21 protein-coding genes are annotated in these 19,374 nt (G+C 65.9%); 17 read left to right on the forward strand and 4 right to left on the reverse strand.

Annotation, left to right across the window (positions count from 1 at the left end; translation table 11 throughout):
• The first annotated feature begins 1 nt into the window (after position 1).
• From EYQ35_05040 to EYQ35_05070, 7 genes are read left to right on the forward strand one after another with little or no spacing between them, the layout of a single operon-like run.
• Positions 2 to 349, forward strand: coding sequence for a hypothetical protein (locus EYQ35_05040; GenBank protein HIF63510.1), 348 nt, complete (start codon positions 2 to 4; stop codon positions 347 to 349).
• Between the two features lie 4 nt (positions 350 to 353).
• Positions 354 to 1,169: an electron transfer flavoprotein subunit beta/FixA family protein gene (locus EYQ35_05045; GenBank protein HIF63511.1), complete on the forward strand. Its 816-nt coding sequence runs from the start codon at positions 354 to 356 to the stop codon at positions 1,167 to 1,169.
• The gene (locus EYQ35_05050) at positions 1,169 to 2,146 is read left to right on the forward strand and encodes an electron transfer flavoprotein subunit alpha/FixB family protein (protein HIF63512.1); all 978 of its coding nucleotides are present in this window, start codon (positions 1,169 to 1,171) and stop codon (positions 2,144 to 2,146) included. Before EYQ35_05045 ends, EYQ35_05050 begins: the two co-directional genes overlap by 1 nt.
• A 19-nt stretch (positions 2,147 to 2,165) precedes the next feature.
• On the forward strand, positions 2,166 to 2,603 hold the full coding sequence (locus tag EYQ35_05055; GenBank protein ID HIF63513.1) for a benzoylsuccinyl-CoA thiolase: 438 nt from the start codon (positions 2,166 to 2,168) through the stop codon (positions 2,601 to 2,603).
• Positions 2,600 to 3,787 carry a transporter gene (locus EYQ35_05060; protein ID HIF63514.1) on the forward strand — a complete coding sequence of 396 codons (1,188 nt, stop codon included), beginning with the start codon at positions 2,600 to 2,602 and terminating at the stop codon, positions 3,785 to 3,787. Before EYQ35_05055 ends, EYQ35_05060 begins: the two co-directional genes overlap by 4 nt.
• Before the next feature lie 35 nt (positions 3,788 to 3,822).
• Positions 3,823 to 5,574: an FAD-binding protein gene (locus EYQ35_05065; GenBank protein ID HIF63515.1), complete on the forward strand. Its 1,752-nt coding sequence runs from the start codon at positions 3,823 to 3,825 to the stop codon at positions 5,572 to 5,574.
• A 49-nt stretch (positions 5,575 to 5,623) separates the two neighbouring features.
• Positions 5,624 to 6,700: a TIGR03617 family F420-dependent LLM class oxidoreductase gene (locus EYQ35_05070; GenBank protein HIF63516.1), complete on the forward strand. Its 1,077-nt coding sequence runs from the start codon at positions 5,624 to 5,626 to the stop codon at positions 6,698 to 6,700.
• Between the two features lie 45 nt (positions 6,701 to 6,745).
• Here EYQ35_05070 and EYQ35_05075 read toward each other — a convergent pair whose 3' ends face one another.
• Positions 6,746 to 7,357 carry a TetR/AcrR family transcriptional regulator gene (locus tag EYQ35_05075; protein ID HIF63517.1) on the reverse strand — a complete coding sequence of 204 codons (612 nt, stop codon included), beginning with the start codon at positions 7,355 to 7,357 and terminating at the stop codon, positions 6,746 to 6,748.
• A 107-nt stretch (positions 7,358 to 7,464) separates the two neighbouring features.
• Between EYQ35_05075 and EYQ35_05080 the strand changes: the two genes are divergently transcribed.
• Entirely contained in the window at positions 7,465 to 8,241 is a 777-nt protein-coding gene (locus EYQ35_05080; GenBank protein ID HIF63518.1) for an acyl-CoA desaturase, read from the forward strand.
• On the opposite strand, the gene typA is transcribed toward EYQ35_05080, so the two are convergent.
• From typA to EYQ35_05095, 3 genes are all read right to left on the reverse strand, one after another.
• A complete protein-coding gene (gene typA / locus EYQ35_05085) occupies positions 8,238 to 10,073 on the reverse strand; it encodes a translational GTPase TypA (protein ID HIF63519.1) in 1,836 nt (611 codons plus the stop codon). The genes EYQ35_05080 and typA overlap by 4 nt on opposite strands.
• 23 nt (positions 10,074 to 10,096) lie before the next feature.
• The gene (locus EYQ35_05090) at positions 10,097 to 10,867 is read right to left on the reverse strand and encodes a hypothetical protein (GenBank protein HIF63520.1); all 771 of its coding nucleotides are present in this window, start codon (positions 10,865 to 10,867) and stop codon (positions 10,097 to 10,099) included.
• A 76-nt stretch (positions 10,868 to 10,943) separates the two neighbouring features.
• A complete protein-coding gene (locus tag EYQ35_05095; GenBank protein ID HIF63521.1) occupies positions 10,944 to 12,056 on the reverse strand; it encodes a class A beta-lactamase-related serine hydrolase in 1,113 nt (370 codons plus the stop codon).
• A gap of 113 nt (positions 12,057 to 12,169) precedes the next feature.
• Between EYQ35_05095 and EYQ35_05100 the strand changes: the two genes are divergently transcribed.
• The 9 genes from EYQ35_05100 to EYQ35_05140 all read left to right on the forward strand — a co-directional run.
• Positions 12,170 to 13,666 carry a thioredoxin gene (locus tag EYQ35_05100; protein HIF63522.1) on the forward strand — a complete coding sequence of 499 codons (1,497 nt, stop codon included), beginning with the start codon at positions 12,170 to 12,172 and terminating at the stop codon, positions 13,664 to 13,666.
• Positions 13,663 to 13,959, forward strand: coding sequence for a hypothetical protein (locus EYQ35_05105; GenBank protein HIF63523.1), 297 nt, complete (start codon positions 13,663 to 13,665; stop codon positions 13,957 to 13,959). The genes EYQ35_05100 and EYQ35_05105 overlap by 4 nt, the downstream gene beginning before the upstream one ends.
• Before the next feature lie 21 nt (positions 13,960 to 13,980).
• Positions 13,981 to 14,196 carry a hypothetical protein gene (locus EYQ35_05110; protein HIF63524.1) on the forward strand — a complete coding sequence of 72 codons (216 nt, stop codon included), beginning with the start codon at positions 13,981 to 13,983 and terminating at the stop codon, positions 14,194 to 14,196.
• Complete coding sequence (locus tag EYQ35_05115) at positions 14,193 to 15,221, forward strand: hypothetical protein (protein HIF63525.1); 1,029 nt, start codon at positions 14,193 to 14,195, stop codon at positions 15,219 to 15,221. The genes EYQ35_05110 and EYQ35_05115 overlap by 4 nt, the downstream gene beginning before the upstream one ends.
• Before the next feature lie 34 nt (positions 15,222 to 15,255).
• Positions 15,256 to 16,149, forward strand: coding sequence for a phytanoyl-CoA dioxygenase family protein (locus tag EYQ35_05120; protein HIF63526.1), 894 nt, complete (start codon positions 15,256 to 15,258; stop codon positions 16,147 to 16,149).
• Between the two features lie 20 nt (positions 16,150 to 16,169).
• Entirely contained in the window at positions 16,170 to 17,249 is a 1,080-nt protein-coding gene (locus EYQ35_05125) for a TIGR03617 family F420-dependent LLM class oxidoreductase (protein ID HIF63527.1), read from the forward strand.
• Between the two features lie 8 nt (positions 17,250 to 17,257).
• Complete coding sequence (locus EYQ35_05130) at positions 17,258 to 18,190, forward strand: enoyl-CoA hydratase/isomerase family protein (GenBank protein ID HIF63528.1); 933 nt, start codon at positions 17,258 to 17,260, stop codon at positions 18,188 to 18,190.
• A gap of 36 nt (positions 18,191 to 18,226) precedes the next feature.
• Positions 18,227 to 18,535 (forward strand): hypothetical protein, encoded by a 309-nt coding sequence (locus EYQ35_05135; GenBank protein ID HIF63529.1) that lies wholly within the window; start codon positions 18,227 to 18,229, stop codon positions 18,533 to 18,535.
• A 36-nt stretch (positions 18,536 to 18,571) separates the two neighbouring features.
• On the forward strand, positions 18,572 to 19,374 hold an 803-nt coding region (locus tag EYQ35_05140; GenBank protein ID HIF63530.1), incomplete at its 3' end, for a long-chain fatty acid--CoA ligase.

Here is a 19,374-nt window from a genome sequence, read left to right on the forward strand (position 1 = left end):
CGTGGCCGATCCAAGCAACGAGATCCCCGGCCGCAGGGGCCTGGAGCCATCGGCCGTCGACCGACGCGCCGAGTGCGAGGGCGGCGGGCCACTGCCGGGCACGCGCTGGGCTGCGCGCATGGAGTTCACCGGTCGCCTGACGGGCGAGTACGTGGACCACGGTGACCCGCCGTGGCGCTGGTACCTGATGGTCGATCTCGAGAAGAAGCCCGACCAGTGGGAGTGGAAAAGCGCGTGGTGCGAGTCGTCGAGTCTCTACTACGACGACGACAGCGGACCGCCTGGCGCGCTGCCCGGCAGGGCGCTGTCGCCCGGTGCAAAAATATCATCGGGCGAGGGCAAGGATTAGCGACATGAGAGTTGTAGTGTGTGCAAGGGAGGTGCTCGACCCCGACGCGGTGAGCAACTACGTGCTCGAGGGCAAGCTCGAGATCGGCGAGGACGGACGCAGCGTGGTCAACGCGAGCATCCCCCGTCTCATGAACGCTTACGACGAGCAGGCACTCGAAGCGGCGCTGCGACTCAAGGACAACGACGAGTCGGTGACGGTGGACGTCGTGAGCCTCGGTAGCGATTCGGCCGACATACTCAAGCACGCCGCCGCCATGGGCGCGGACGGCATCTTTCATCTCGCTGCCGATCCCGCCGATCTCGATTGCTCGGCCATAGGCCGACTGCTCGGCGCGTGGGTGGGCAGCAGCGGCGGGGCCCAGCTGGTTCTCTGTGGTCGCCAGGCCTCCGACGATGACCAGGGCGTGGTTCCGGCCGTGTTGGCCGAGGCGCTGTCGTTACCGCTGGTCACCATAGCCCGCGACGTGGCCGTGGCCGGCGACGGCTGGCGGGTGATACGCGCGACCCCCGACGGCGACGAGACCGTGCAGGTGGACGGTGGCGCGGTGGTCACCATATCCAACGAACTCGGCGACCCGCGGTACCCCACGATGTCAAACAAGATGAAAGCACGCCGGCGCACGGCCGAAACCGTGGAGCCCTCTTCGCTGGGACTGTCGGCCGATGAGCTGGCCCCCCGTGTCGTGATGACCAGCACTTCGGTGCCCGAGCTGCACGGCCAGTGCGAGTTCATAGAGGGTGGCAGTGTCGACGAGCAGGCCGCGGCCCTGGTCGCGCGCCTGCGCCAGGACGAGGCCATTGCCGGGGGGAGCGCCTGATGGCTTCGCGCGACGTAGTGCTGTTGAGCATCGACAGCGGCCGCGACGGGCTGCCGTCAAACGCGCTGCGGCTCGCCGCCATGGGCCGGCGATTGGCCGACCAACGCGGTGGGCAACTGCGCTGGCTGGTGCTGGGAGATCTTCCCGCGCAACTGGCGACGCTGGCGGGCAGCTACGGTGTCACCGCTGTTGACCACGCCGACGATGACTCGCTCGGTGGCTGGGCCGGTGATGCGCAGGTGAACGCGGCGGCCGACTATCTTGGCGACCGCCAGGGCGCGCTGCTTATCGTGGCCCAGACCTTTGACTCGCGCTGTATCGTGCCGCGCATCGCCGCGCGCCTGGGCTGCGGCGTGGTGATGAACGTGGTCGACCTGAACTCCGACGACGACGGCCTCTCGCTCACGGCCGCTGCTTATGGCGGTGACACGCGCTCGGGCTATCGTTTTGAAGGCGACTCCACCGCGGTGGTGGCGCTGGGCGACAACGTTGCCGACGCCGGGCCGGCCGGCTCGCAAGGAGAGGCGCCGCTGGAGACCGTTTCGCTTGATTGTGGCGAGCCCGAGAGGGTGAGCGTGGTGGAGCGCGCGGTCACCGAGGGCCCGCGTCTCGAAGACGCCGAGGTCATAGTGGCCGGAGGTCGTGGACTGCAGGACGCCGCCAACCTGGGGCTGGTAGAAGAGCTGGCCACTGCCCTGGGCGGCGTGGTGGGCGCGTCGAGGCCCATAGTGGACGACGGTTGGATAGACCGTTCGCAGCAGGTGGGGCTTACAGGAAGCATCACCAGGCCGCGCCTTTACATAGCCGCCGGTATTTCGGGCGCCAGCCAGCATATGGTCGGCTGCACTTCGGCCAAGACCCTGGTGGCCATTAACATAGACCCCGACGCGGCGGTGTTTCGCCAGTGCCGGTACGGGCTGGTGGGCGATTGCCTCGAGTTGTTGCCTGCCATCACCCGCGCGATCAAAGAAAGCTGAACCCCGGGAGGATTGACCATTGCCCCAAGCCACTCCAGTCGTAGAAGGATTGTTCATCGACACGGCCAACGGCCCGCGTCTTACCGGCTCGCGCTGCGCGGGCTGCGACATGCCCTACCTGCCCGTCTCGGCGCAGTGTCACAACCCTGACTGCGACGCGCCCGACCTGCAGCCGGCCGAGTTCGGTCCCTGGGGAGTCATCTGGAGTCTCGCGCGGCAGGACTACCCGCCGCCCGCGCCGGTCAAGTTCGATGAACCGTACCAGCCCTACGCCATGGCGGTGGTCGATCTCGACGACGGCCTGCGCGTGCTCGGCCGCGTGGCCACCGACGATCCCGAGTCGGTGGACGTGGGCCAGAGGGTAGAGTTGATCATAGACACGCTGGCCCACGACGAGGACGGCAAGGAACTCAGTACCTGGAAATTCAGGGTGGTAGAGCAGGGGGCGGGCGCTTGAGAGACGTAGCGGTAATCGGCCTGGGGATGCACCCCTGGGGTAAGTTCAAGGACAAGTCGGTCGGGGATCTCTGCCGGGTGGCGGTAGACCAGGCGCTGGCCGACGCGGGCGTGGCGTGGCGCGAGATCGAGGCCGTGGCTGCGGCCAGCTCGCGATTTTCAGGTGGCCGCGGCTGGGGCCTGAACGGCAACGACGTAGTCGACGATCTCGGCAACACCGGCGTGCCGGTCTACAACCTGTCGGCGGGCTGCGCCGCGGGCGGCAACGCGTTCAACGTGGGTTGGTCGATGGTGGCCAGCGGCATACACGACGTGATGCTGGTGGTGGGTGGCGAAAAAATGCCCAAGGGCTTTATCCAGACCTCGGGCGTCGAGGAGGTCACCGACCCCGAGTACTTGCGCCAGGTCTGCGTGGGAATGCCGGGCCCGGCCTTCTGGGGCGCCATGTGTAGGCGCCGCATGGCCAAGCACGGCACCACCGAGGAGCAGTTGGCCAGGATAGCCGTCAAGGCCCACGCCAACTCGGTTCACAACGAGTGGGCGCGCTTTCGCAAGGAGTTCACCCTGGAGCAGGTGCTGGGCTCGGCCATGGTGAGTTACCCGCTGCGGCTTTTCGAAATCTGCCCGGTGAGCGACGGTGCGGCTGCCGTGGTGATCTGCTCGGCCGATATCGCTCGCGCCAACAGCCGACGCCCGGTATGGGTGGCGGGCAGCGCAGTGGCGACCGCCCGCTTCGACGACGGTATTCCGCGTGGCCTGGCCGGCCCGGTGCCGGCGCACGGCGAGGCCTACCACAGCGAAGCCGCGCTGGCGGTCGAAAAAGCCATGGCCATGGCAGGTGTGAAACCAGCCGAGGTGGATTTCATGGAGCTGCAAGACAACACGGTCTTCTACGAGCTCAGTTTTCCCGAGGAGTGGGGCTTTTGTAAACCCGGCGAGGCCGAGGGGTTGATGGAGGCTGGCGAGACCACCCCCACCGGCAGCATGCCGATCAATCCCAGTGGCGGCTTCCAGAGTTTTGGTGAGGCCACCACTGCGCAGGGTATATGGCAGGTCTGCGAGTTGGTGACCCAGTTGCGCGGGGACGGCGGTGGCCGCCAGGTGCCGGGGGCCGGGGTGGGCCTTGCCCAGGCGCTCGGACTGGGTGGCAATGGCAGCGCCGTGGTAATGAGAAACGAGCGATAACAGTCCTCAGTGACTGCCGCCGGGAGAACAGGACAATGACAGGACAGGCAACAGCAGCAAGTGGAAACTGGGATCACGAAGTCGACCTGCTCGTGGTGGGCAGCGGCGCCGGGGCGATGGTGGCGGCGATGGCCGCGCACGACGGTGGCGCGAGCACGCTGATCATTGAGAAGACCGACGAGTATGGTGGCAACTCGGCCATGTCGGGCGGTGCCATGTGGATTCCCTGCAACTCGATGATGAAGGAAGAAGGTGTGGCCGACTCGCGTGACGAGGCGCTGGCCTACCTTGAAGCTGTTACCGGCGGCGTGGTGGCGCGTGAAAAACTCGAGACCTATGTCGACCGTGCGCCCGAGATGCTCGACTGGCTGCACGACAACACTCACCTGCGCATGGAGTGCATGCTGACCTACCCTGACTACTACGCCGACGCGCCTGGCGGCAAGTCGGGTGGCCGTGGGCTGGAGCCTGAGCACTTTGATGCCCGCCGGCTGGGCGACGAGTTCTACCTCCTGCGCGAACCGGCACTGCAGGAGCTGGTGTTTGGGCGCATGTCGATGACGGCCACAGAGGCTCACCATATCCTGGCCCGTCACAAGGGCTGGATAAGCATGACCATGAAAATGATGGGGCGGTACTACGCTGACCTGAAAGGCCGGTTGCGCGGCAAACGCGACCGCTGCCTGTCGTTGGGCAACGCGCTGGTGGCGCCGCTCAGGCTGTCGCTGCTCGACCGCGAGCTTGATCTCTGGCTGAACACGGCGATGACCGAGTTGCTGGTCGAAGACGGCCGCGTGGTGGGTGTGTTGGCCGAGCGCGAAGGTAAGGCGCTGCGGTTGCGGGGCAGGCAGGGCGTGCTGCTGGCCGCCGGTGGTTTTGAACGCAACCAGGAAATGCGCGATCGTTTTCTACCTTCGCCCTCAAAGGTGGAGTGGACCACTGGCAGTCCCGGCAGCACGGGCGATGCCATAGCCCTGGGCGAGAAAGAAGGCGCGGCGCTCGACCTCATGGAGCACGCGTGGTGGGGGCCGTGTACTGCGGTACCCGGCGAGTGGAACGCCCGCATGCTGGTCATCGAAAAGGGCCTGCCGCACACCATCATGGTCAACCGCGCGGGCGCCCGTTTTGTGAACGAGGCGTCGCCCTATCTCGATATTGTCAACGCCATGTACGAGCAGCAACGCAGCGGCAACGACTGCGTGCCCGCGTTCATGGTCTTCGACTCCCAGTACCGTGCCAAGTATCCCTGCGGTCCTTTCCTGCAGTCATCGCAGCAGCCCGATTGGCGATTGCCCAAGCAGTTGCGCGACGGCTATCTCTACAAGGCCGACACGGTTGAGGGGTTGGCCGAGCAGGCCGGCGTTGATCCGGCGGGCCTGGCGTCTACGGTGTCGGCGTTTAACGACAACGCCAAGCGTGGCGTCGACCCCGACTTCAATCGCGGGGACGGACTGTTCGACAAGTTTTACGGCGACGAAAAGGTGACCCCCAACCCCTGCCTGGGTGCCTTGGACAAGGCACCGTTCTACGCCATACGCGCCGAGGCTGGCGAGCTGGGCACCAAGGGTGGACTGGCCACCGACATCCACGCGCGCGTACTGCGCGAGGACGGGTCACCGATAGACGGGCTGTTCGCGGTGGGCAACAACTCGGCTTCTGTCATGGGCACGAGCTACCCCGGGGCGGGCGCCACCATTGGCCCGGCCTGTACTTTTGGCTGGCTGGTGGGCAGGGCTGCCGCCCAGCGAGCCACCCAGGGCGATGCCGCCCAGGGCGAGGCCGCCTGACACAACGACCGGCGGCCGCCTGCTGGCGGACTGAACAACTGGAGAATAATTGAAGATGGGATTTCGCGTGGAAACGGGCTTGCTCAACCCCGACAAGGACCAGTACGCCGGCGACGGCGGTTCAATGATGAACCTGGCTTTCATAGCCTCCGAAGCCGCTCGGCTGGAATCGCTGGGCTTTGATTCAATAGCCGTACCCGAGGCGGGGCACGACCCGTTTCTCGCGCTGGTGGTGGCGGCCGAACACACCGAGCGCGTGGAGCTGGCCACCAACGTGGCCATTTCGTTTCCGCGCTCGCCGATGGTGACCGCGCAGATGGCCTGGGACCTGCAACAGTACTCCGACGGTCGCTTCGTGCTCGGCCTTGGCACGCAGGTAAAGGGGCACAACAAGTTTCGCTACGCCACCGCCTGGGACAGTCCGCCGGGCCCGCGCATGCGCGAGTACCTCGAGTGCCTGAGCGCGATCTACAACGCCTTTGCCGGGGCCGACGGTCCCACGACCTTTGAAGGTGAGCACTACACCTTCACCATGCTGCCGCCGTTCTTTAATCCTGGCCCCATTGACCACGCGTTGCCGGGGCTCACTATAGCAGCGGTCAATCCTTACATGTGCCGCCTGGCGGGGGAGTTGTGCGACGGCGTGCGCCTGCACCCCATAGGTACGTTTTCATACCAGCAGGAGGTCGTGCAGCCGTTGCTCGAAAAGGGCGCGGAGAGGGCCGGTCGACCGGCCGACCAGATCAACCGCATAGGCGCGCCCTTCGTGGCCGTTGGTCGCAACGACGAAGAGATCGCCTCGGCCCGCGAGGCGCTCAAGCAGGCCATATCCTTCTACGCGTCCACGCGCACCTACCACGGCATACTCGATCACCACGGCTGGCAGGACGCCGGCGCCGAGCTGCACCGCTTGTCCAAGCAGGGTGGCTGGAAAGAAATGCCGGCTATCATCAGCGACGACATGCTCGACCAGTGGGCCATCACCACCAGCTGGGACGACTTCGCCGTCAACATGACCGAGCGTTGCCGCGGAGTGTACGACACGGTGTTGGTGGATTTTCCGCCGCAGCTGTCGCGCGACGAAGACCACGTGCGGCAGGTAGTTGCCGACCTGAAAGCGGCCTAGAACGATACCGCGCGGCGCTCACGCCGAGGGTTCGATTTACGCGAGCTAGTTGTTCGACAACGCGGTGGGATCCTTGGGCAGGTGGCGCAGGCCCATCCAGATGAGCGCGGCCAGGTGCGCGGCTACCTTCTCCACGTCGGGTTTCTTCACATCGATCCACCACTGCCCGACAAAGGTCACCATGCCGACCAGCGCGTGGGCGTAGAGAGGCGCGTGTTTCGGGTCGTAGCCCGCGTCTTTCAGGGTGGCTGTAAACACGTCGCCCACGCGCTCGGCTACATCGTTGAGCAGGCTGGCCATGCGCCCGCGGCCCTCGGCGGTGGGCGTGTCGTGTGAAAGCACGGCGAAGCCGTCGGGGTGGTCCTTCACGTAGGTCAGAAACGCGAGCGCCGAGCGTTCGACACGCCGACGCGGGGAACCCGAAGAGATCGCCTCGGTGATCATCGACACCACCTGCTCCATCTCGCGGTCCACGATGACAGCGTACAGACCTTCCTTGCCCCCGAAGTGCTCGTAGAGGATGGGCTTGGATACCTTCGCCCTTTCGGCGATTTCTTCTACCGAGCTGCCCTTGTAGCCACGCTCGGCAAAAACACCCCGCCCGACGTCGATGAGCTGCGCCCGCCGCGCGGCCGCCGTGAGTTTTTTTTCTGCCATCCTTGACAAAACTACTACGACGCCGTAACTTACGCAAGCGTAGGTTACCCATTCGTAACTTACGGTTGGGTAAGTCTGAATTACCCTGATTTTAAAGGAGGATTCCAATGTACCTATTACTGTGTTTAACCGTGTTCCTGGCCGCTTACCTGGTCAATACGACTACCATATCGCTGTTTTATCACCGCGGGCTGGCCCACGGAGCCCTGCACCTGGGCCCCCGGCTCAGCCGCTTTGTAGCCACCTTCGGTGTCTGGATCACCGGCTTGGATCCGCTTGGCTGGGTCTGCATGCACCGCCTTCATCACGACCACTCCGATACCGACAAAGACCCGCACAGCCCGGTGCACCAGGGCCTCGTGGGCGTGTTGTTCGGGCAGTTGCGGTCATACGAGCGCGTGCTGGTCGGGCTTGCCCGCGGGGAGGAGCATTACAGCTCAAGAGTTGCCGACATCGACTTCCCGGTGAGCTGGATCAACCGCAGGCGCCTCTGGCTGCTGCCTTATCTCGCCCACCTGGGCGTGGCGCTGGCGATCGCTTTGCCTACCGGCATGTGGGCGTTGGCGGCCTGCTACTACCTGGGGATGATGAGTCACCCGATCGAAGGGTGGGTTGTCAACTCGCTGGGCCACGCCGTGGGCGGGCGCAATTTCGACACGCCGGACAACTCGCGCAACAATCACCTTGCTGCCTGGCTGATAATGGGCGAAGGCTACCAGAACAACCACCACCGCTTTCCGGCTTCGGCTCGCTTCTCGTACCGTCTCTCGGAGATAGATCTCGGCTACGGCTTGTGCCTGTTGCTCGAGAAACTAGGTGTACTCGGCATCAACCGCGCGACGCTGATCCCGCGGGGTACCGCTCAAACCGGGCTGCGCGCCTAGGAGGCGCTCGCGGCCTGCGGGGCCGATCTGCCGCGGCGCTTGCGTTCGTGCGGGTCGAGCCAGCGCTTGCGCAGGCGGACCGAGGTCGGCGTGACCTCCACGAGCTCGTCGTCGGCCACGTAGCTCATGGCCTGCTCGACGGTCATGCGCGTGGGCGGCGTGAGCTGTATGGCGTCGTCTTTGCCCGAGGCGCGCATGTTGGTCAGCTGCTTGCCCTTGAGCGGGTTTACGTCGAGGTCGCTGCCCTTGTTGTGCTCGCCGATTATCATTCCGCGGTACACTTTCTCGCCCGGGCCGATGAACAGTGGGCCGCGCTCCTCGAGGTTCCAAAGCGCGTAGGCAACCGATTGCCCCTGCTCCATTGACACCAGGGTGCCACAACGGCGGCCGGGCATATCGCCGGCCACCGGCTCCCAGTCGTGGAAGAGGCGGTGCATCACGCCTGTGCCCCGGGTGTCGGTCAAAAATTCGCCGTGGTAGCCGATCAGGCCACGCGATGGCACGTGGAACACGATCCTGGTCTTACCGCCACCCGAGGTCTGCATTTCGACCATGCGTCCGCGGCGCTGGGCCATCTTCTCGACGACCACGCCGGTAAAGTTGTCGTCTACGTCGACCACGGCTTCTTCTACTGGTTCGCAGAGCTTGCCCGTGTCGGGATCCTCGCGGTAGAGAACGCGCGGCCGGCCGAGCGAAAGCTCGTAGCCCTCGCGGCGCATGATTTCCACGAGCACGCCCAGTTGCAGCTCGCCGCGGCCGGCTACTTCGAACACCGTCTTGTCGTCGGTGTCGGACACCCGCAAGGCTACGTTGCCCTCGGCCTCGCGCCACAGGCGCTCGCGTATGGCCCGGCTGGTAACCTTGTCGCCTTCCTTGCCGGCCAGCGGCGAGTCGTTGATGGCAAAGGACATGGCCAGCGTGGGCGGGTCAACTGGTTGGGCGGGCAGTGCCTGGCTGACGGCGGGTTCGCAGATGGTGTCGGCCACCGTCGCGTCCTCGAGTCCGGCGATAGCCACGATGTCGCCCGCGGTGGCGCTGTCGAGCGAATTGCGCTGCAGGCCGTCAAACGAAAGCACCTTGGTTATGCGCCCAGTCTCGACCATGCTCCCGTCGAGCGAGAGCACCTTCACCGCCATGTTTGATCGCACCGTGCCCGACTCCACGCGCCCGGTGAGTATGCGCCCGAGCCACGGGTCGTACTCCAGGGTGGTGGCGAGCATGCGGAACGCACCTGTATCGTCCAGGCGCGGCGCGGGTGTGTGCTCGACTATGAGCTCAAACAGCGGGCTCATGTCCACGCGCTCGTCGGCGAGGTCGTGGACGGCCCAACCCTGCTTGGCCGAAGCGTAGACGATGGGAAAATCGAGCTGGTCGTCGGTGGCCTCGAGGGCGGCGAAAAGATCGAAGATCTCGTTGAGCACTTCTTCAGCTCGCTGGTCGGGGCGGTCTACCTTGTTGATTACGACCAGCGGTTTCAGCCCCAGCCTGAGCGCCTTGCCCACCACGAAACGGGTCTGTGGCATGGGCCCCTCGGCAGCGTCCACGAGCACGCACACGCCGTCGACCATGCTCAGTATGCGTTCCACCTCGCCACCGAAGTCGGCGTGGCCCGGCGTGTCAACGATGTTTATGCGGGTGTCCTTCCAGGTTACCGACGTGCACTTGGCCAGTATGGTGATACCGCGTTCGCGCTCGAGGTCGTTGCTGTCCATGGCGCGGTCGACCAGCTCCTGGTGTTCGCCGAGCGCGCCGCCCTGCTGTAACAGCCGGTCCACCAGCGTGGTTTTGCCGTGGTCGACGTGGGCGATGATGGCTGTGTTTCTTACGTTCATGGTTAAGGGTGGGCGCGATGCGCTCAGGTGGAGGACAGCTCCTGCATCCGATGGTACCACGGCCCGGCCAGCGCATGGTTCTCCACGAGGTCGAAGCCGCGCAGGCCCTGGGTCGAGCGCAGTATGCCGTAGTTGGCAAAGTCGCCACCGTTGGGCTGCGCGCCACCGAGAAAGTCGGGGGTGAACGCAGCCGACAACTTGTCGAGCTGGGCGGTGAGGTTTTCTTCGGGCGGCAGGTCAAACAGTTTCGCGCGGCTGCGGCCTATCATGCGCATGACGATGGCGCCCAGCCACTTGGCCTTGAGCGCCTGCAGCCATGAGAACCGCTCCACGCCGGTCACGTACTCCATCGCTGCAACGCTCGAGCGCAGGCTGCCGTAGACCACCGACACGATGGATTTGGCCATCACCTCGTCGCTGAACGACATCCAGCCGTCCTGTTCGGCGTCGGCGCCTTCGCGCGCAAAACGGGCCGGGCCGCCCAGTTGGTCGTCGACGTAGTGCAGTATCTGGTTCGAGTCGTTGACCTGGGTGCCGTCGGCATCCACGAACACTGGCACCGCCTTCCAGTTGGCCCACTTGATCTCGGCCTTGGTCATGGGGTCGACCTCTACCGGGCTGTAGTCCACGCCTTTCCAGTTGAGAAGGCTGCGCACCTTCCAGCAGAAGGGGCAGGTCTGGAAACCGTAGAGCGTGGGCTTGTTGTCTACCGCCCTTTCCTGGACGCGGGTTTCCTGCACCCCGGCGCTGGGGGCGCTATCGTTGGTTGATTGATCGGTGTTGGCGGCGGCCATTCGTGGGGCTCCTTGTCGCACCCGTGCGCGGACAATCCCGCCACGGTGGCACGGAAAATCTCCCCACTCAAGGGGTTCAGTCGGCGCGCAGCACCGCGGCAAGCGATGACAGGGCCGTAACCCGGCGCGGCTGCCTGACCTGGTGGCGGTCGTGGCCGCCGGTCAGGTAGGCGAACGACAGCCCCGTGTCGGGGTCGGCCCAGGCCACCTGCCCACCGGCACCGCCGTGGCCGAAGGCGCGCGCAGAAACCGTGCGCCCGAAGCCTCGCAAGTGGGGGTCGGTTTCGCCTGCCCGCACCAGGCCCAGCGTGCGGCAGGCGGGTACGCCTGTGCTGAGACCCTTCATGTTCTGGCGCACGTTGGCGCGAGCATCTTCGAGTACGGCCGGGTTCCAGGCGCCGGCCGGGTCGTGCAGCAGGGCCTGGTAAAACATCGCCAGGTCGGTGGCCCGGGCAAAGCCACCCGCGCCGGGAACGCCCAGCTCGCGGATATCGGGCAGGTTGAAGGCCTGCACCATTTCCTCGGTCACTTCGCTTTCCGGTAGTTCGCGCATTCCGAACGCAGCCTCGAGCTCGTCGGCGTTGGCCGCTTCGCCCACCGAGGTCACCGGGGCCAAGTTGGCTTGCGCGTCATGGGCGATCCCTAGCAGGCGCGGCAGACCGCAGGGCGAAGTCACTCGCTGCTCCACGAGGTCGCGAAAGTCGCTGCCGCTCACGCGTTCGAGTACCTCGGCCAGTACCCAGTGAGCCGAGGTAGCGTGGTAGTCGAAGGCCGAACCCGGTTGCCACTCAAGGCGCCAGCGCGCGAAGTTCTCGAGCCGTCCCTCGCGCGTGCTCCAGAGGGGCGGGCCCATGGGTGCGCTGGGAAACCCCGAGGTGTGCAGCATTACCTGTTCCAGGGTTACCTCGTCTTTGCCGTTGCTGCCGAACTCGGGGATCCACTCGACCACCGGCCTGGCGACGTCGAGCAGCCCGTCGCCAATCAGCGCCCAGGCGGCGGCCGCGAGCAGTGGCTTGCTGGACGAAAAAATACAGAAACGCGTGTCGTCGTCGGCGTCGCCAAGCGTCAGCGATTCTACGATCTCGCCCTCGTAGCCCACCGCCAACTGGCAGGACGGCAGCAGGCCCTGGTCGATTTCGCGCCGCGCGCGGTCGACGAGCGCCGCCAGTTTCTGATTGTCCAAGCTCATCTTGTTCCGGAAGGGGAAGACCTAGCTTTTGCAGGTTTGCGACGTGTTCTCAAAGGCCAAAAACCGGGGGTCTGGCCGTTGCCCGCGAGGGCGTGTATTCTCTCGCGACCGTCATGGACGCCGCCCCCGAGATAGATTCTTCCCCGGACGCCGGGCCGTCGCAGCTGCCAGCGAACGGGCTCGTGGCATTCGTCAAGCGCGACTGCCCTACCTGCGAGCTTGTCGGGCCCGTGCTGGCCGAGCTGGCCGCTGCCGCGAAAACAGCCGCCAGCCCACTTTCGGTATACAGCCAGGACGATCCGTCGTTTCCCGAGGGCCTGCACCCGCGCGACGACCGCGAGCTGGCGGCCTCCTGGCGCAACAAGATAGAAACCGTGCCCACGCTGCTGCGCCTGGTCGATGGCCGTGAAACCGGCCGCGTGGTGGGCTGGCACCGCGCAGAGTGGCAAGAGTTGACCGGTGTTGACCCGCTGGGAGCCGACCTGCCCGATAGCCGACCCGGTTGCGGCTCGCTGTCGGTCGATCCCGCGCGCGAGTCGCAACTCAGGGCGCGTTTTGAAAGCGGCCGCCTGTCGGCACGACGAATTCAACTCGCCGAACTCGAAGACGAGTTTGAGCTGGCCCACGAGCGCGGTTGGAGCGACGGTCTTCCCGTCGTGCCGCCTACCGAGCGACGCGTGCTCGACATGCTCGAAGGTACTGAACGCGACCCCGCCGAGATCGTGGCCACGGTGCCGCCAGACCTCGTTGACTGCACGGTAGAAAAAGTAGCCATCAACGCCGTCATGGCAGGCTGCCGACCCGAGTACCTGCCGGTAGTGCTGGCCGCCGTTGAAGCCGTGTGCAGCGACGAGTTCAACATGCACGGTGTGCTGGCCACGACCATGGGCGTTGGCCCTGTCTTGATCGTCAACGGCCCGCTGCGCCGCCGCATCAACATGAACTCCGGCGTCAACGTGCTCGGCCAGGGCAACCGCGCCAACGCGACCATCGGCCGCGCCCTGCAACTGGTCATCCGCAACGTGGGCGGCGGCCGCCCCGACGGAGTAGACCGAGCGACCTACGGCAACCCCGGCAAGCTGGGGCTGTGTTTTGCCGAGGGCGAAGAAGACTCGCCGTGGCAGTCGTTGGCCGTTGACCGTGGCTTCGACCCCTCGGCCAATACCGTCACCGTGTTTACCGGCGAGGCGCCGCGCACGGTGGTCGACCAGCTGTCGCGCGAGCCCGAGTCGCTGGCGCGCTCGCTGGCCGCCGGCCTCATGGGCGTGCTGCATCCCAAGCTGGGTTTTTTCATAGATGCCATGCTGGTCATCGGCCCTGAGCACGCGCGCGTGTTTGCCGACGCGGGTTGGGGCAAGCAGCAACTCATTGACCGCCTGCACGAGCTGACTACCGTGCCGGCCAGCGAAATGACCCGCGGCACGGGTGGCATTGAAGAGGGGCTACCGCTGCCCGCCGAAATGGCCGACCAGCCCGTGGGCAAGTTCGTGCCGGGTGCGCTGCACCTGGTTTTTGCCGGCGGCGGGGCGGGGCTTTTCTCGGTCGTCATCGGCGGCTGGCTCAACGGCGACGCGGGCAGCCGCATGACCACGAGGGAGATCGGCAGATGAACGAAGAACAAGCAGCCACGCGAACCTTACTCGACCCGGGCAACGAGCGCGTCCCGGGGCAGCGACCGGCCGCGCCCAGGCTCGGTGGCATTGAGGGGCGGACGGTCGGCCTGCTCGATATTTCCAAGCCCCGCGGCGACGTTTTTCTCAACACCCTCGAGGCGTTGCTCACGAAGCGCGGCGCGCGCGTGCTGCGCTACGCCAAGCCCACCTTCACCAAGCCGGCGCCGGTGGACCTGAGGCAGAAGATCGCCGTGGAGTGCGAGGCCGTCGTGGAGGCCCTGGCCGATTGAGGCAGCTGCACGACGTGCAGTGTGCACGACATCGCAGATCTTGAATCACGCGGCATCCCGGGCGTATACGTGGCGACGGTGGCGTTTGAGCAGGCCGGTCATGGGCAGGCCGCGGCGCTGGGCGCGACCGAGGCCGGCGTGTTCGTGGCCCACCCGGTGCAGGACCGCAGCGACGAAGAAATGAAAGAGATGGCCAGGCTCGCAGTCGATGGCCTGCTGGAGAGAATAACAGGATGACAACAACGGCGCCTTACACGTTGATAGACCCGCTTCTCAGTGACTCGGAGGCCGCCGAGCTGCTCGAGCTGTTCGAGCGCTTCGGCAGCTACGGCATGTATTCCGAGGAAGGCCTGAACGAAGGCATTGGCGAGGGCCTGCCGCAGCGGTTCGACGCGGCCTACAATTTCATAAACACCGGCGGCCGCTTCGGGCAGCACGAGGACCTCGAGGTGCTGGTGGCCCGCACAAACTACTTCCGTGAAACCTACAGCTACGGAGACGATGTCGCCGCACCGGGCATAGAGGTGATGCGCGATCACCCTGGCCTGGCCCAGGCCGCGCGCAAACTGTACGGCCGCGACGTGATCGTGCCGGCCATAGTGTACGCCAACGTACTCGTGCCGGGGCAGGAGCTGGCCGTGCACACCGACGTGCCCGAGTTCCGCGGGGTCAGTCGCAAGAACACCTCCCAGTGGCTGCTGGTGGTAATGCACCACAGCGGCTTGTTCGAACAGTGGCGCATGCCAATCGCCACCGCCGTGGCCTGGTTCCAGCACGCCGAGGGTGGCGCCTTCGCGTTTTACCCCCGCGGCGCCGAGGGCGGCCCGAGCACCGTGCCGGCAGCGTTTAACACGGCAGTGGTCATCGACACCGATTCGGTATTTCACGGCGTGGACCGGGTGCGACAGGCCGCCGGCAACATGCCGCTGCTCAAGCCGGGCATGCGCATGACCAGCGACGGTCCGGGTACGGGTCGCTGGAGAGTGGTTCACGAGAATGACGAACTCGGTGCCTGGGATTTTAACGAACTACGCCTGTCCGTGTCGTGGAAGGCTTACTGCTTCAACGACCAGGCGGAGCGACAGACCTGGGCCGACGGCAGCGACGACCTGGGAGTAGATTTCATACTCGACCGCCTGCTGGACGACCTGCGTAGTCGCGGCCGCGTCAAGGGCGACCGCCCCGGGTCGAACCGCGAGCTGGCCGAGATGCTGGTGGACGAGTACATAAAGTTTCCGCCCGCCGAGCAGGCGGCGGCCTGAGCTGTCGCGCGAGGAGTGGCCCGATATGCCTGAACTGGAAGTAAAACACCTGCCCGCCGACTCGGCGCCCGAAGACATAGCCGCCCGCCTGGCCGAGGACGGCGCGGTGGTGCTCGACCGCCTGGTCGACGACGCCCTCATGGATCGCCTGGCCGAGGAGTTGCGCCCATCGATGGAGGCTACGCGCACGGGGCCCGACGAGTTCTCGGGCCACAGCACGCGCCGCACCGGTGCGCTCATCGCCCGCTCCGAGACCGCACGCGAGCTGGTGATGAACGAGAAAATCCTGGCAACAGTGGGCAAGGTGCTCGGTCACGCCAGCAACTTCCAGCTTCACCTGACGCAGATCATCGCCATCGGTCCGGGTGGCGAGGCGCAGCCCGTCCACCGCGACCAGTGGGCCTTCGACTTCTTTCCCTTTCCCGACGGTTACGAGGTGCAGTGCAACACCATCTGGGCGATGACAGATTTTACCGAGGAGAACGGCGCCACCCGCGTGGTGCCGGGTAGCCATCGTGCTGGCGACGGATTGCGCTATTCGCAGGAGGACACTGTGTCGGCCACCATGCAACGCGGCTCGGTGTTGCTCTACACCGGCAGCGTCTACCACGGCGGTGGCGCCAACAAGTCCGACGCTACACGATGCGGGGTCAACATAACTTACAACCTGGCGTGGCTCAGGCAGGAGGAGAACCAGTACCTGTCGGTGCCGCCGGAGATAGCCCGCGAGCTGCCCGACGACCTGCTGAGGTTGATGGGCTATTCACGCGGTGCCTACGCGCTGGGCTACGTCGGTGACCTGAAGGATCCGCTCAAGGTACTGCGCGGCGAAGAGACCACGGTCGAAAGCACCGGCCTGGGCACCTACGAGAAGGCCATGGAGCGAGCCGAGCAACTGCGCGCCCAGCTAGCAGACAGCGGCGACTGAGCGGGCGACCGGGCCTGCCTATGAAAGTCGGCATAGCGGTAATCGAGGGCTACAGCTTCACCGATCATCCGGTCGAGCTGGGCACCGCGGGACTGGCCGAGGCCGCGCAGAGGGCCGAGCAGCTCGGCTTCGACCTACTCATATCGCCGGAGACCGCCGGCCACGATCCGTTCTTTCCGCTGGTGCTGGCCGCCGAGCACACCAGCCGCATTGAGTTGGCCACCGGTGTTGCGGTTTCGTTTCCGCGCGCACCCATGGTGGTGGCCCAGTCGGCCTGGGACCTGCAGCGTTTTTCGGGCGGGCGCTTTACCCTCGGACTGGGCACGCAGGTGAAGGGCCACAACGAGCGGCGCTACGGCGTGCCGTGGACCGGTGCGCCCGGCCCGCGCATGCGCGAGTACCTCGACTGCCTGCGCGCTATTTTTTACACCTTTCAGCACCCCGATGACCCGCGTTACTTCGAGGGCGAGCATTATCGTTTTACCCTGGCCGCCGAGGTGTTCATGGCCGCGCCACTCGAGCACCCGCGTATCCCCTTGCAGATAGCGGCGGTCAACCGCTACATGCTTGGCCTGGCCGGCGAAGTCTGCGACTCGGTGTTTGTGCATCCCTGTTGCACGCCGCGCTACCTGCGCGAAGTTGTGCTGCCCACGGTGGCCGAAGGCGCGCAACGCGCCGGTCGTAGCGCAGGCGAAGTGGCGGTGGTGGGCGCGCCCATCGTGGTGACGGCCGACAACGAAGAGGACATGGCCCGCGAGCGCGTGCTGCTCAAGCGGCGCGTGGCGTTCTACGGCTCAACGCGCTCCTACCACCGCGTGTTCGAGGTCGAGGGAGTACTCGATCTCGCCGAGCAACTGCACGAGATGTCGCGTGAGAAACGCTGGCGCGAAATGGAAGAGCTTGTGCCCGACGACGTGGCCGATCTCTTCGGCTGCATATCGCCGCCCGACGCCGGCGCCGACGACCTCGCCGAGCAGCTTACGGCGAGCTGGGGCGGCCTGCTCGACACGCTCAACCTGCCCAGCGACTTCCCCCTGGCCGGCGCCAAGGCCGAGCAGCGCGCAGCCGATCTGCTGACGGCCCTGCACGCGGCGCGCTGAGGGCGGGTATGGCGGACCCGACTGGCGTTCGCCTGTACACCTTGCTACTAGAACGCTACTGGAACACGTTCTACCCGTCGGTCGGCAGGGCAAACAGGGGGAGCAAAGCGGTGGCAGACGACAGCTATAAGTACCAGGCCCAGGGCGGTGTCGGCGTCATCACGCTCAACCGGCCGAAAAAACTCAACCCCATCGACTGGGATCTGAGCGAAGCCCTTTGCGGGCTGTTCCGCCGACTGCGCGAGGACGACGACATCCGCGCCATCGTTCTCACCGGCGCCGGCCGCGGTTTTTCGGCAGGCGGCGACGCCGAGTGGCTCAGCGGCAAGGCCGAGCGAGTTATACCCGGCATCTCACCGCGCGAGCGCGAGCAGGACATGCCGCGCTACCAGCGCAAGACTCCGGTTGGCCCTATAGGCGAGGTTGTTCGCTGGATTTTTGATGTCGACAAGCCGGTTATCGCGGCCCTGCACGGCCCGGTGATGGGCGCCGGCCTGGCCTTCGCGCTGGCCTGCGACCGCCGCTTTGCCGACCCCAGCACCCAGATGTGCGCGGCCATGGTGCGGCTTGGTTTTGCCCCCGACTGCGGCGTGTCGTGGCTGCTGCCGCGAGTGACCAGCCTGTCGACTTCGCTGCGCATGGTCACCACCGGCGACATCCTGCTCGCCGACGAGTGCAAGGCCGAGGGGCTCATCGACGAGCTGGTAGAGGAGGGCGGCGCGCTCGAAGCCGCCACCGCCTACGCCGCGAGGTACGCCCAGGCGCCGGCCGTGGGCGTTGAGCTGGCCCGCCGTTTTGTGCACCGATCACTGACGGCGCGCCTCGACGAGATGATAGAGTACGAGGCCGCGCACGCGGTGTTGTCGGCGCACACGCACGACGCGCCCGAGGGCACCTCGGCTTTTGTTGAAAAACGCAAGCCGGGTTTTAAAGGACACTGACGCGGAAGACACCAAGGTAAAGGAGAACAAACGACTATGGCTGAACTCAAGGCTGGGACCCGCTTGCAGAGCGCGGTCTGTGACAGCGAGGTGATGGTGATCTCGGCACCGGCGGGTGACGCCGACCTCGGTTGTGGTGGCTCGTCAATGATCGCGATGGACGCCGACAAGTCGGGCGACGCTCCCGACGCGGCGCAGTCCGACGGTACGCAGCTGGGCAAGCGCTACGTCAACGAGGCTGGCGACCTGGAGCTGCTCTGCACCAAGCCGGGCGCGGGTTCGTTGTCGTTGGCTGCCGAGACCCTGGTGCTCAAAGAAGCCAAGCCGCTGCCGAGCTCTGACTGAAGGCTGCCGCGTTTCGCGCGGCGGGACTGTATCAAGATGAACATCACTATGCTGCTGGAAATGGCCTCGTCGGGCTTTGCCGACCGCGTGGCGGTGCAGGAGGGCGACAGTTCGTTGACCTACGCGCAGTTGTTCGCGGCTGCCGGTTCGGCTGCGCGCCGCTTGCGCGAAAGCGGCGCTGAGCACCTGGCGTTGCTCGACAGCAGCAGCCCGGCGGTGGCGGTGGCCCTGTTCGCATCGGCATGGGCGGGAGTGCCCTACGTTCCTCTCAACTATCGCCTGACGGGAGACGAACTCGACGCCCTGCTCGAGCGCGTTACGCCCACCATGCTCGTGACCGACGCCGAGCGCGCGGCCGATCTTGCCGGGCGCGAAGGCATCACGGCGATCAGCAGCGCCGACTTTCTCGAGCAGTCGGCTTCGGGCGAGCCCTTGGCCGAGCCCTGGGCAATGGACGGCGACGACATCGCCATTCTTCTTTTTACCAGCGGCACCACCGGCGCTCCCAAGGCCGCCGTGCTCAGGCATCGCCATCTTGTCAGTTACATCTTCAGCTCGGTTGAGTTCGGCGGCGCGGCCGACAGCGACGCCGCGCTGGTGAGCGTGCCGCCCTACCACATAGCCGGGGTGGCCTCTCTGCTGAGCTCGGTCTACTCGGCACGGCGGGTCGTGCAGCTGCCCGCCTTTTCGGCGGGCGAGTGGCTGCGGCTGGCCCGCGAGCAGCAGGTGACCAACGCTTTCGTGGTGCCGACGATGTTGTCGCGCATCGTCGAGGAGCTCGAGAACAACGGCGCCAGCGACTCCGGCCTGCCCGCGCTGGCTGCGTTGAGCTACGGCGG

It is taken from the genome of Candidatus Binatota bacterium, assembly GCA_012960245.1.
GTDB lineage: Bacteria > Desulfobacterota > Binatia > UBA1149 > UBA1149 > UBA1149.